A 12,210-nucleotide genomic window follows, 5' to 3' on the forward strand; every position below is an offset into this window, starting at 1 on the left:
AGATCACTCCTTGAGCGCCCCGGCGAGCATTCCACGCACGAAGTGCCGCTGGAGAAAGAGATACACGACGAGGATCGGCAGCGCGACGAGCACCGCTGCCGCCGCGACCTTGGTCGGGTCGCCCGCCCGCGAGGCGCCCGCGAAGAAGCTCAAGCCGAGCGGCGCCGTCTGGTGCGACTCGCTCCCGGAGACGAGCACGAGCGCGAGCAGGAACTCGTTCCACGTGTACGTGAAGACGAGCACCGACATCGTGAGCACCGCCGGCATCGCCTGCGGCAGCAGCACGCGTCCCAGCACGCCGAACGACGTCGCCCCGTCGATGCGGGCGGCCTCGATCAGCGAGCGCGGCGTCGACCGGAAGAACGCACGCATCCAGAACGTGCCGAAGGCCACCGACTGCCCGATCTGCGGGAGGATGAGCGCCCAGTAGGTGTTGAGCAGGTGCCAGTGGAGGAGCGGGACGTCGGAGAAGTCGTAGTAGAGCGGGATCACCGTCGCCTCGTACGGGAAGATGATCCCGAGCAGGATGATCGGGAACACGATGCGGTCACCGGTGAAGCGCATCGTCCCGAACGCGTAGCCGGTGCCGATCGAGAGCACGGCGGACACGGCGGTGACCGTCGCGGCGACGATGAAGCTCGACTTGAAGCCGGTCGCGAAGTTGCCCTCCGTCCACGCGGCCTCGAAGCTCGAGAGGTCGATCCGCGTCGGGAACGCGAACCCGGTGACGAGGTCCTCCTTGCGGTGGAGCGCCAGGAAGAGGATCGACAGGATGGGATAGATCGCGATCAGCGCGAACGTGCACAGCACGAGGTACGTGCCGGCGCGGTCGAGACGCCCGAACGTCACGTGCGCTCACTCCGGTCGCCGACCCGCAGCACGATCGCAGCGAGAATGAAGATCGCGATCGCGAGCACCGTCGCGATCGCGGCCGCGTAGCCGACGCGGTTGTACAGAAACGCGTTCTGGTACATGTACATCGAGGGGACCATCGTCTCGCCCCCGGGGCCGCCGGCCGTCGTGTTGTAGACGACGTCGAAGTTGCGGAGCGCGTTGATCGTCGTCAGCACGAACGCGACGAGAATCTCGTTGTGGAGGCCGGGGAGGGTCACCGCGAAGAACTCGCGCACCGCTCCCGCGCCGTCGACCCGCGCCGCGTCGTAGAGCGACGTCGGGATCTTCTGCACGCCGGCGATGAAGAGCACCATGCAGAGCCCGAACGTGACCCAGCTCCCGATTGCGCCGATCGAAGGAAGCGCCCACGTGAAGTCACCCAGCCAGGGCCGTGTCAGCGACCCCAGCCCGATCAGCTCGAGGAACCGGTTCAACGGCCCGTCGGTCGCGTAGATCCAGATCCACGCCTGCGCGATCACGACGCCGGCGATGAGCTGCGGCAGGAACAGCGTCGTCCTGAAGAAGCGGAAGCCGCGGATCGCCGACCGCGTCAACGCCGCAGTCAGCATCAGCCCGATGATCACGGGCAGGACCGCGTAGTACACGATCAGGATCCCCGAGTGGAGGAAGGCGTCGCGCAGGACGCCGTCCCGGAGGGCCTCGCTGTAGTTCGCGAGGCCGACCCACGTCTTCTCCGTCAGGCCGTCCCAGTCGAAGAGGGAGTAGTAGACGGTGTGGAGGAGCGGGGCGAGGGTGAAGAGGACGTAGAACGCGAGCCCGGGGAGGACGTAGAGCCAGCCGACGTTGCGCGGGTCGCCCGGCGCGCGACCCGCTCCCCGCCGGCGCCGCCTCCGCGACGCGCCCGGTGCTACGGGGTCCGGGCGCGCCGCGTCTGCGAGATCCTCATCCGCCACGCGTGGTCGATCAGCTGCCGAGTGTCTTGTCGAACTTGGTCCAGTCGTCCTGGACGGCCTTCGCCATGCCCGCCGGCGTCTGGCGCCCGGCGAGGAGCAGCTGGAACTGGTTCTGCAGCGTCGTGTACATCGACGGGGAGGCCCAGTCGGTGTACAGCAGCAGGCCGTCGTCGTTCGCCACGAGCTGGAAGGCCTTCGTCACCTGGGCGAGATACGGGTCGCCCTTCGGCGCCTTGGCGCGCCGGTCGGACGGGATCTGCTGGTTCGCGTACATGAGCGCCTTCGCGCGCGGCGAGGTGATCACGTAGTTCAGCCACTCGGCGCCGAGGTCCGGGTACTTCGTCTTCGCGGAGATGTGCCACGGGCCGGAGAGGCCGCCGATCGACGTCCACACGCCGCTCGGCCCCGGCGGGACCGGCATCACGACGACGTTCTTCGCGCCGAGCCCCTCGCGGATGATCGTCGAGTCCCAGTCGCCGCCGATCCACATCGCGCCCTTGCCCTTCGCGAACTCGCCTGCGGAGGCGTCGTTGCCGACGGCATTGAAGTCGTCGTTGAAGTAGCCGGCCTTTCCCCAGGCCTGCAGGCGACCGAGGGCCTTGACCGTCCCCGGCGTGTCGTAGCGCGAGCCGGGCACGTGGTAGATCCAGTTGCGGACGCTCTGGGCCTTGACGTGCGCGCCCCAGATGCCGCCGAACAGGTGGATGAAGCCGTAGCCCTCCTTGTTCCCCGCGAAGATCACGGGGTCGTCGTCGGGCAGCTTGGCGCGCAGCTGCGCGAGCATGCGCTCGAAGCCCGCGAACGTCGTCGGCAGCTTGTTCGGATTGACGCCCGCCGCGACCAGCTTCTTTCTGTTCATGAACGCGACGATGTTCTGCCCGGTCTGCGCGATCCCCCACACCGGGCCCTTGCCGAACTGCTTGCCGTCGGGCGTCCAGCGGAACATGCCCCACGTGGACGGTGCGTAGAGCTTGTCCCAGCCGTACTTCTTCACGTACTTCGTGAGGGGCAGGATCAGCTTCGCCTTCACGAGCTGCGCGTCGGTCTGGTAGCCCTGGTTGCCCTCCGTCACGTCGGGCCCGCTGCCGGAGGCGAGCGCCCGGGGCACGGTGCCGACGAGGTCGTTGAACGACTTGAAGACGAGGTTGATCTTCACGCCCGGGTGGCTCTTCTCGAACTCCTTCGAGAGCTGCTTGAGCACGGGCTCGAGACCCGGGTCCTGGTTGTCGTAGGACCACATCGTCAGCGTGGTCGTCGCCTCCTTGCCCGCGTACGCGCCGGCCGTCGCGGCGAGCAGCGTGCAGGCGAGGACGACGAGCACTGCCAGCAGGCGCCTTTTCACAAGATTCCCTCCCTCGGGCTTGGGTCGCCGCCCCGGCGGCGGATAGGAGACTATAAAGCGATGCCAGCGGCGGACCGAAACCCGCGGCGCCCCGCCTCGGGCCACGTCGTCGGCATCGACGTCGGCGGCACCAAGATCGCCGCCGGCGTCGTCGACACCGCCACCGGCGACGTGCTCGAGCGGCGACTCGTCGCGACGCGGAAGGAGCGTGGCGGCCCGGCCGTGCTCGCCGACTGCGCCGCGCTCGCGGCGGAAGTGGCGGGCGGCGAGCTGCCCGTCGGGATCGGTCTCTGCGAGCTCGTCGACCTCGAAGGGCGTCCCGCGAGCGGCGACACGGTCGACTGGCGCATGCTCGACGTCGCCGGTGCGTTCGGCGGCGCGGCCGTGACGCTCGAAGCCGACGTTCGCGCGGCCGCTCTCGCCGAGGCGCGCTTCGGTGCCGGAGCGGGCGTCTCGCCTTTCCTCTTCGCGATCGTCGGCACGGGCGCGAGCGCGTGCCTCGTCGTCGACGGCGTGCCCTACCGGGGCGCGCGCGGCGAGGCGCTCGTGCTCGGGGCACCTCCCGTCGAGCGGGTGGCCGCCGGTCCGGCGCTCGCGCGGGCAGCCGGGGTCGGGCACGCCGAGGAGGTGCTGGCCGACCCCGCGCGCACGGAGCTCGTCGAACGGGCCGCCTCCGAGCTCGGGCGGGTCCTCGCGGTGCTCGTCAACGCGCTCGACCCGGCGCTCGTCGTCCTCGGGGGCGGCCTGGGCTCCGCTCCGGCGTACTGCGAGCGCGTCGCTCGGGCGTGCCGCTCGCTCCAGGAGTACCCGCGCACGCCGCCGCTCGCCGTCGTCCCGTCCAGCCTCGGCCCCGCCGGCGGCCTGATCGGGGCGGCCCTGTCCGCAGCCGTGCGCGGGTCGTAGAGTGGCGGCGTGAGTACCGAGCACCAGCTCGACGCGAGCAGGGTCCACCACGACTGGGACTCGGGCCGCGAGCCCGTCCTCCGGATCGCCTCGGGGGACGTCGTCCACTTCGACCTCCCGATCACGGGGGACGGTCAGGTGACGGAGAGCTCGACCGCGGCGACCGTCGTCTGGGACTTCGAGACGATCTACAACCTCGCCGGGCCGATCCATGTCGAGGGCGCCCGGCCCGGGACGACGCTCGAGGTCGAGGTGATCTCCCTCACGCCCGGTACCTGGGGCTGGACCGCTTTCATCCCCGGGGCCGGCCTCCTCCCCGACGACTTCCCCGATCCGTACCTCAAGATCTTCGACCTGCGAAACCGGATGACGGCACACGTCGCCGAGGGTGTCGAGGTGCCGCTCGAGCCGTTCCTCGGGACGATGGGCGTCACGCCCGACGAGCCTCCGGGGCCGGTCGACGTGTTCCCACCGCACCGGGGCGGCGGCAACATCGACACGCGCCACCTCGTGGTCGGCTCGCAGCTCTGGCTCCCGGTCTGGTGCGACGGCGGCCTCTACTCCTGCGGCGACGCCCATGCGGTGCAGGGCGACGGCGAGATCTGCGTGAGTGCGGTCGAGTGCGCGATGGAGGCGACGCTGCGCTTCGTCGTGCACGACCGGTCGATCCCCGGCCCTTCGTACCGCGTCCCCGGGCGGGTCGGCCCGTCCGGCGCGTACCACGGGACCATGGGCATCGACGCCGACCTGATGGAGGGTGCCCGCACCGCCGTCCGGAACATGATCGCCTGGCTCGTCGAGGAGCGGGGGCTCTCCCGCGAAGACGCCTACGTGCTCTGCAGCCTCGCCGGCGACCTGCACATCCACGAGATCGTCGATGCCGGCGTGTGGAACGTCGGCATGACGATGCCGCTCGCCGTCTTCGCCTGAGCCGCGATGCAGCGCGAGACCGGGCTCTGGCAGGACGTGAGTGAGCTGCCCTCGTCCCTCGCCGCGACGCTCGACGCCCGCGACGGCGTCGACGACGTTGCGGCGGTGGTCGGCTCCGACCGCGTCCGGCGTGTCGTCGCGAGCGGGAACGGCGCCGCGTACTACGTCGCGGTTGCGCTCTGGCTCGCGTCGCTCGAGTCGTCCGAGGGCCCGGAGGTCGTCGCGGTGCCGAGCGGCCTTCTCGCGCGCGGCGCCTTCGCCTGGCGGGAGGGAGACCTCTTCCTCGCCGTCTCGTCCTCCGGCGAGTTCCGCGACCTCGTCGAGGCGGTCGACGCCGGCGTGCCGACGCCGTTCGCCGCCGTGACCGCGGACGCCGGCTCGACGCTCGGCTCCCGCGCAGATGCCCGCGCGCTCGTGACCGTCGAGCACCAGCGGGCGGTCACCCACACGCAGGCGTTCTGCGGGGCGGTCGCCGCGGGCCTCGCCGTCTGGGCGGAGGTGACATCCGACGCCGCCCTCGGCGAAGGGCTCCGGAGCCTGCCGGAAGGGCTCGAGAGCATCGTCGCCCGCGCGGGCGCGTGGGCGGACCAAATCGGGGACGTGCCGGCCGAGACGGCCGTCGTGTTCGGCAGCGGCCCCGGGTGGGCGGCGGCGCTCGAGGCCGCGCTCCTGCTCAAGGAGGTCGCGGGCATTCCCGCCGAGGGCGTCGAGACCCGGGAGGGAGCGACCTCGGCGATGATGGCGCTCCGGCCCGGGACGCTCGCGCTGAGCCTGCCGGCGGGCGCCGGCGACCCGCTCCTCGCGGAGGCCGAGGAGATCTGCGCGGGACAGGGCGCGACGGTTCTGCAGGCGCCGGGCGGCGAGGGCGTCGACCGGCTGCTTGCGGCGATCACGACCTTCCCGGCGGCCGCAGCGCTGAGCATGCGGATCGGCCTCGAGCGCGGGCTCGATGTCGACCGGCCGGCGTGGACGGATGCGTACTACCGCGTCGCGAGGGGCACGACGTGAGCCGTAGGCTCGACGGAGGCTGCAGGGAGCGGAGGTGCCGGCCTTGCCGGCGCCGGGAGCAGCTATGAGCCTCGGCCTCGGCGTGATCGGCTGCGGAAGCGTCTTCGCCGGGCCGTACCGGGGAATGATCGAGCGCCTGCGCGCGCCGGGGCGCGTGCACGTGAGTGCGGTCTACGACGTCGACGACGCCAAGCGGCGCGGTGCCGCTGCGCGCTACGACCTCGACCCCGACCTCGCAGCGCCCGAGGACGTGATCGGCCGGGACGACGTCGACCTCGTGCTCGTGCTGACGAGCATGAACGAGCACGGGCCGCTCGCCAAGGCGGCTCTCGAGGCCGGCAAGCACGTGCTCGTCGAGAAGCCGCCGGCGACCTCCCTCGACGAGGCCGCGGAGCTGCTCGCGCTGTCGCGCACGGCGCCGGGGCTCCTCGTCTGCGCGCCGCACATCCTCCTGAGCCCGACGTTCCGCGCCGTCCACGGCGCGGTCCGCGACGGCCGGATCGGCGACCTGCTGACGGCGCGTGCGCGCTACGGCTGGGCCGGGCCGTGGTGGAACGAGTGGTTCTACGAGCCCGGCGGCGGGTCGCTCTTCGACCTCGGTGTCTACAACGTCACGAGCCTCTGCGCGCTCTTCGGCCCCGCGCGACGGGTGACGGCGATGGTCGGCGTCGCGATCCCCGAGCGGGAGGTGAACGGCCGCAGCATGCGTGTCGAGGCCGACGACAACGCGCACGTGCTGCTCGACTTCGGCGATGCCCGCTTCGCCGTCGTCACGACCGGTTTCACAATCCAGCGCTACCGCTCGCCGGCGATCGAGGTCTACGGCAGCGAGGGCACGATCCAGCTGCTCGGCGACGACTGGGCGCCCGAGGGGTGGGAGCTCTGGCGGAACGCCGACGGTGCCTGGCACGTGTTCCCGGAGGCCGACCCGCACTGGCAGTGGACCGAGGGGCTGCGGCACCTCGTCGACTGCGTCGAGGCGGGCCGTCCGACCGTGACGCGACCGGAGCACGCCTATCACGCGCTCGAGATCATGCTCGCCGCGCAGGCGGCGGGCCGCGACGGCGTCGCCCGAACGATCGAGAGCGACTTCCCCGATCCCGTCTACGACGACTCGTTCGCGAAGCTCGATGCCGAGCGCCTCGTCCACGACCGGCGGAGCCACGATGGGCTATAAGCCGTCGCCCCGGCCTTCGTTCGAGGTGCCCACGGTCATCCGCGCGGCCGACGCCGTGCGCCACACGTGGGGTGACGAGGAGGCGGGCTTCGTCGAAGACTGGATCTACGTCTCGTCGCAGCTGATCCACACGATCGTCTTCGGCCTTCCGCCGGGCGGCGCGTTTCGCCACTCGGAGAGCTTCCGGACGGTGTTCGCCGCGGACGAGCTCCTGTACGTCCTCCAGGGGACGCTCGTGCTCGCGAACCCGGAGACGGGCGAGGTCGTTCGGGCCGAGACGGGCGAGAGCGTCTTCTTCCGGCGCGACACCTGGCACCACGGCTTCTCGTACGGCGACGAGCCGCTACGCGTGCTCGAGTACTTCGCCCCGCCTCCGGCGACGGGCACCTCGGGCGCGTACGCGCAGACGAGGCCGTACCTCGAGGAGAGCGTCTATGCGGTCGACGGAGTCGTCGGTGCGCTGGCGGATGCCCGGCCGCCCGGGGGCTCGTTCCACGTCCTGCGCGGCGAGGACAGCGTCTGGCGTCTCGACCGCGGCGTGCTCGTCGGCCTCCTCGTCTCGACCGAGCATCTGACGGTCGGCACGCTGACGGTTCCTGCCGGCCAGTCGGGCCAGGAGGAGTCGCACGACGGGGAGGAGCTCCTGTACGCCCGGGGCGGCGAGCTCCACGTCGAGGCGGCCGGGGTCGAGGCGACCCTCCAGCCGGGCGACGCGTTCCTCGTCCCGGCGGGCGTGACGCACCGCTACGCCGCGACCGACGCGGGCGTCGCGGAGGCCGTCTTCGGCGTCGCGCCGAGCTACGCCCCGCCCGCCTGAGCTCCGGCCGCGAGGCGCTTCATCGTGCCGGACGCGGACCGCGCCTCAGATCGAGCCTGCGGAGCAGTTGCGCGTTCAATGCGACGACGATCGTCGAAAGGCTCATGAGGAGCGCCCCGACGGCGGGTGGGAGCGTGATGCCCCACGGCGCGAGCACTCCGGCTGCGAGCGGGATCGCGAGGATGTTGTAGCCGGCCGCCCAGACGAGGTTCTGCACCATCTTCCGGTAGCTGGCGCGCGAGAGCGTGACGACGCCGACGACGCCACGGGGATCGTCCGAGGCGAGGATCACGCCCGCCGACTCGATCGCAACGTCCGTTCCCGCACCGATCGCGATCCCGACGTCGGCGCGGGCGAGCGCGGGGGCGTCGTTGACGCCGTCGCCGACCATCGCGACCCTGTGCCCGCGTTCCTGCAGCTCGCGAACGTGTCGTTCCTTGTCCTCCGGGAGCACTTCGGCGAAGACCTCGTCGATCCCAAGGTCGGCGGCGACCGCATCGGCGACCTGCCGGGCGTCGCCGGTGATCAGCGCGACGCCGATCCCGAGCTCGTGCAGGCGCTCGACCGCCTCCCGCGCCTCGGGGCGCACGCGATCCTCGAGTGCGAAGGCGCCGAGAACCGTCCCGTCCCGGACGACGTACAGCACCGACGCCCCGCGGCTCTCCCACGGCCCCGTCTCCCGCGCGAGCTCGCCGGGCACGTCGAGGCTGCGCTCGCGCAGCAGGCCTGGCCCGCCCACCGCGACACGCGCGCCGTCGAGCGAGGCCTCGACGCCGCGCCCGCTCATCGCCCGGAAGTCACGTGCCGTGGGGATCGGGCCGTGGTCGCGGGCGGCGCTCACGATCGCCCGGGCGAGCGGGTGCTCGCTCTCCGATTCGACCGCCGCCGCCTGGGCCAGGACCGAGTCACGGTCGCGGCCGGCGACGCCGGTGACGACGTGCTCGCCGCGCGTCAGCGTTCCGGTCTTGTCGAAGAGCACGACGTCGACGAGACGGCTGCGCTCCAGGCTGAGCCGGTCCTTGACGAGGATGCCGTTGCGGGCAGCGAGCGAGGTGGAGATCGAGATCACGAGTGGGATCGCGAGCCCGAGCGCGTGCGGGCACGAGATCACGAGCACGCTCACGGCGCTGATCACGCCGAAGTCGACGTCGTCCAAGAGCGCCCAGACGACGAAGGCAATGGTCGCGGCGCCGACCGCGACGTAGAAGAGGAGGGCGGCGGCGCGGTCGGCGAGCGCCTGGGTCCGGGAGCGCGACGCCTGCGCCTCCGCGACGAGCCGCTCGATCCCGGCGAGCGCCGTCTCCTCGCCGACGGCCGTCACACGCACGCGGATCGCGGAATCGGTCGCCACCGTGCCGGCCGTGACGTCGTCGCCCTCGCCCTTCGCCACCGGCCTCGACTCGCCCGTGATCATCGACTCGTCGAGCTCCGCGCGACCGGCGAGGATCTCACCGTCGGCCGGCACACGGGCACCGGGACGCACGAGCACGACGTCGCCGACTCGAAGCTCGGTCAGCGGGATCCGCTCGCTCTCGCCGTCGCGCACCCTTTCCGCCTCGTCGGGCAGCAGCTCCGCGAGCGCGCTCACGGCGCCGCTCGCCTGCCCGAGCGCCTTCATCTCCTGCCAGTGCCCGAGCAGCATGATCACCACGAGCGCGGAGAGCTCCCACCAGAACTCCAGGTCGAACAGCCCGAGCGACGTTGCTGCGCTCGCCGCGAACGCGACGGTGATCGCCAGCGAGACGAGCAGCATCATTCCCGGCGCGCGTCGGCGAATCTCCGACCACGCACCCGTCAGGAAGACGGAGCCCCCGTAGACGTAGATGACCGTGCCGAGCACCGGCGCGACCAGGCCATCCCCCGGAAACTCCGGCGCGGTGTAGCCGAACCAGTCCTGGACCATCTCGCTGTACACGACGACCGGAACGGCGAGGATCAGGGTGATCCAGAAGCGACGCCTGTAGACGTCCGCGTGACCCGCGTGGCCGGCGCCCCCGTGCGCCTGCCCGTGCCCTTGGTGCTCGGAGGCCGGGTGCTCCCGCTCGTGCTCTCGCCCCAGGCCCTCGGCCGCCTCGACGCCGTGGTGACCGGGGTGGTCCTCTGTTGCCATCAGGCCCAGGATCGCACGGCAGTGATGCGTTTTGATCCGCGGAGCGGCGGAGCTCAGTCGGGAAACGCGATGGTCGAGTCGGCGGCGACCATGCCGGCGTTCAGCTCGCGTGCCGGAACGATCGTGCGGCCGAACGGCACGAGCGCGGCGCCGGCCATCTTGAAGTCCGCAATCCCGAGCGGGATGCCGATGATCGTCAGGCAGAGCGCCACCCCCGTGACGATGTGGCCGAGCGCGAGCCACCACCCCGCGAGGACGAACCAGAGAACGTTCCCGATCACGCTCAGCGTCTCGTGCCGCGTCGGGCTCTGCACGAGCGCCCGGCCGAACGGCCACAGCGCGTACCGCGCGAGCTTGAGCGACTGCTTGGCGAACGGTAACCCGATGATCGTGATCGCGAGCAGCACTGCCGCGAGCAGGTACCCGAGCGCGAGCCAGACCCCGGCGAGGACGAGCCAGATGACGTTGAGCAGGGTCTTCACGCTTCGGTCGCCCGGCCGAGCGTACCGGCCGCTGGCTCGTCGTCGGTTCGGAGTTACGCGACGCCCGGAGGCGGGTACGAGCGCGGCATGGCGAAAGGTGACGTACACGTCGTTCCGAGCAAGGACGGCTGGCGGGTCGAGGTTGCGGCAGACGGTCGCGCGAAGTCGACCCACCGGACGCAGGCGGAGGCCCGGGAGGCGGCACGCGCGATCGCTCGTCGCAACAAGCGCGAGCTGTTCGTCCACGGCCGCGACGGCCAGATCCGCGAGCGGAACACGTACGGCAAAGATCCGCGGGCGACGCGCGGCTAGGGCGGCGCCTGCCGACTCGTTGATGCCGGGCTCGGAGAACCAGGCTCATGCGGAGCTCCTACGCGCGTGGCAGCGCCCAGGCGGCGTGCTGGCCCCCGATCAGCTCCGAGCGCTGCTCTCGTGGAGCGGCACTCCCGACGACGAGCGCGCCGGGCTCGAAGCCGCGCTTGCGGCGACGGAGCAGCAGGTCGAGGCCGAGCGCCTCGCGCCGAACCAACGCCGCGGTCACGTGAGCTGGCTCGACCGCGTGAAGCACCTCGTCGGCCGCTGACGCGGTCTCAGCCGGTCAGCCTGTCGGCCGGAGTGGCGCGACGGGGATCCACTGAGAACACTGCGGCGAGCAGCGCGACACCCCAGACGATCGCGGCGATCGACCAGGTCCGGCCGAGCCCACCGGCCGCGTCCGGCCAGGCGAGCGATACGAGCCCGAGGTAGGAGGCCGCCACGCTGGTGCACACCGGAAAGAAGGGACGGACCCTGCACGAGCGGACACTGCGAGGGCCCCGAACGGGGCCCTCGCACCACTCGACCGGAGCCCGCCTAGACGAGCTTCTGGTTGTGCCACTTCCGGTAGATCGACTGTGCCTTCTGGGCGAAGGCCGACACCGCCTCGGCCGGCGTCGCCTTGCCCTGCGCCACCGTGGCGAACATCTGCGGGATCAGGAACGTGTTGTAGATCTCGTCCATCACCGCCGTCGAGTTGCCCGGGTGGCCCGGGTTCGTCGTGTACTTCTCCGCGATGGTGGTCAGCACCGAGTACTTGCCCTTCGGCTTGTGCGGGTCCTGCGCGGTGAGCCTGCGGATCTCCTTGAAGCCGCCCTTGATCGAGTTCGTCCAGGGCGGGAAGTTGTAGTACTTGCTGCGCACGAAGTGATCCTGGTAGTTGAGCTGCTGGTCGACCACGTACTTCTGGGCCGCCTCCTTGTTCTTCGCGAACTTCCAGATCAGGTACACGCCCATCACGTGCTCGTTGCCCAGGCGCATCGCGGGCCCGCGCGGGATCGACGCCAGCCACGTGTCGTCCGACAGCGCCTGGTTTCCCTGGTCCTCCGCGGAGCGGACGATCGAGATCGCGTTCAGCGCCACCGAGAGGCGACCGGCGAGGAACGCCTGGTTGTTCGACGCGGCGGTCCAGGCGAACACCTCGTCGGACATGCCGCTCGTGTAGATCTCCTTCATCACCTGGAGCGCCTGGATCGCGCCCCTGCGGTTCGACCCCTGCCCGATCACGATGCGGTTCTCCTCGTTCTGGATGAACCCGCCGTAGCAGTAGAGGAGCGACGTGAGGAGCATGTTCGAGTCGATCTCGTTCGACATGCCC

The 12,210-nt window shown here is 71.1% G+C and carries 13 protein-coding genes and 1 pseudogene; 7 read left to right on the plus strand and 7 right to left on the minus strand.

Features of this window, described 5'->3' with window-relative positions:
* Positions 1–3: 3 nt before the first annotated feature.
* Genes VNM44_RS15800 through VNM44_RS15810 form a run of 3 tightly spaced genes read right to left on the minus strand, consistent with a single transcriptional unit; the run spans position 4 to position 3,150 of the window.
* Positions 4–849: a carbohydrate ABC transporter permease gene (locus VNM44_RS15800; RefSeq protein ID WP_325627031.1), complete on the minus strand. Its 846-nt coding sequence runs from the start codon at positions 847–849 to the stop codon at positions 4–6.
* On the minus strand, positions 846–1,808 hold the full coding sequence (locus VNM44_RS15805) for a sugar ABC transporter permease (protein ID WP_325627033.1): 963 nt from the start codon (positions 1,806–1,808) through the stop codon (positions 846–848). Before VNM44_RS15805 ends, VNM44_RS15800 begins: the two co-directional genes overlap by 4 nt.
* A gap of 10 nt (positions 1,809–1,818) precedes the next feature.
* Positions 1,819–3,150, minus strand: coding sequence for an extracellular solute-binding protein (locus VNM44_RS15810; RefSeq protein WP_325627037.1), 1,332 nt, complete (start codon positions 3,148–3,150; stop codon positions 1,819–1,821).
* A 60-nt stretch (positions 3,151–3,210) separates the two neighbouring features.
* Here VNM44_RS15810 and VNM44_RS15815 point away from each other — a divergent pair, with 60 nt between their 5' ends.
* From VNM44_RS15815 to VNM44_RS15835, 5 genes are all read left to right on the plus strand, one after another.
* Positions 3,211–4,053 (plus strand): ROK family protein, encoded by an 843-nt coding sequence (locus tag VNM44_RS15815; protein WP_325627039.1) that lies wholly within the window; start codon positions 3,211–3,213, stop codon positions 4,051–4,053.
* Between the two features lie 9 nt (positions 4,054–4,062).
* On the plus strand, positions 4,063–4,983 hold the full coding sequence (locus tag VNM44_RS15820; protein ID WP_325627041.1) for an acetamidase/formamidase family protein: 921 nt from the start codon (positions 4,063–4,065) through the stop codon (positions 4,981–4,983).
* 6 nt (positions 4,984–4,989) lie between these two features.
* Positions 4,990–5,991, plus strand: a complete 1,002-nt coding sequence (locus tag VNM44_RS15825; RefSeq protein WP_325627043.1) for a hypothetical protein — start codon at positions 4,990–4,992, stop codon at positions 5,989–5,991.
* Between the two features lie 64 nt (positions 5,992–6,055).
* Positions 6,056–7,168 (plus strand): Gfo/Idh/MocA family oxidoreductase, encoded by a 1,113-nt coding sequence (locus VNM44_RS15830; RefSeq protein ID WP_325627045.1) that lies wholly within the window; start codon positions 6,056–6,058, stop codon positions 7,166–7,168.
* 25 nt (positions 7,169–7,193) lie between these two features.
* Positions 7,194–7,985 carry a cupin domain-containing protein gene (locus VNM44_RS15835; RefSeq protein WP_325627047.1) on the plus strand — a complete coding sequence of 264 codons (792 nt, stop codon included), beginning with the start codon at positions 7,194–7,196 and terminating at the stop codon, positions 7,983–7,985.
* Positions 7,986–8,004: 19 nt separating this feature from the next.
* Here VNM44_RS15835 and VNM44_RS15840 read toward each other — a convergent pair whose 3' ends face one another.
* Both VNM44_RS15840 and VNM44_RS15845 read right to left on the minus strand, forming a co-directional pair.
* Positions 8,005–10,095, minus strand: a complete 2,091-nt coding sequence (locus VNM44_RS15840; protein WP_325627049.1) for a copper-translocating P-type ATPase — start codon at positions 10,093–10,095, stop codon at positions 8,005–8,007.
* Between the two features lie 53 nt (positions 10,096–10,148).
* Positions 10,149–10,577: a YccF domain-containing protein gene (locus VNM44_RS15845; RefSeq protein ID WP_325627051.1), complete on the minus strand. Its 429-nt coding sequence runs from the start codon at positions 10,575–10,577 to the stop codon at positions 10,149–10,151.
* 87 nt (positions 10,578–10,664) lie between these two features.
* On the opposite strand from VNM44_RS15845, the gene VNM44_RS15850 reads away from it, so the two are divergent.
* Both VNM44_RS15850 and VNM44_RS15855 read left to right on the plus strand, forming a co-directional pair.
* A complete protein-coding gene (locus VNM44_RS15850) occupies positions 10,665–10,889 on the plus strand; it encodes a DUF2188 domain-containing protein (RefSeq protein WP_325627053.1) in 225 nt (74 codons plus the stop codon).
* A gap of 22 nt (positions 10,890–10,911) precedes the next feature.
* Positions 10,912–11,160, plus strand: coding sequence for a hypothetical protein (locus tag VNM44_RS15855; RefSeq protein ID WP_325627055.1), 249 nt, complete (start codon positions 10,912–10,914; stop codon positions 11,158–11,160).
* Positions 11,161–11,167: 7 nt separating this feature from the next.
* Here VNM44_RS15855 and VNM44_RS15860 read toward each other — a convergent pair whose 3' ends face one another.
* Together VNM44_RS15860 and VNM44_RS15865 are read right to left on the minus strand one after the other, a co-directional pair.
* Positions 11,168–11,335: a hypothetical protein gene (locus VNM44_RS15860; protein WP_325627057.1), complete on the minus strand. Its 168-nt coding sequence runs from the start codon at positions 11,333–11,335 to the stop codon at positions 11,168–11,170.
* A gap of 94 nt (positions 11,336–11,429) precedes the next feature.
* Positions 11,430–12,210: pseudogene (locus VNM44_RS15865) on the minus strand (carbohydrate ABC transporter substrate-binding protein); the annotation flags it as partial.

The sequence above is a fragment of the Gaiella sp. genome, assembly GCF_035558935.1.
GTDB lineage: Bacteria > Actinomycetota > Thermoleophilia > Gaiellales > Gaiellaceae > Gaiella.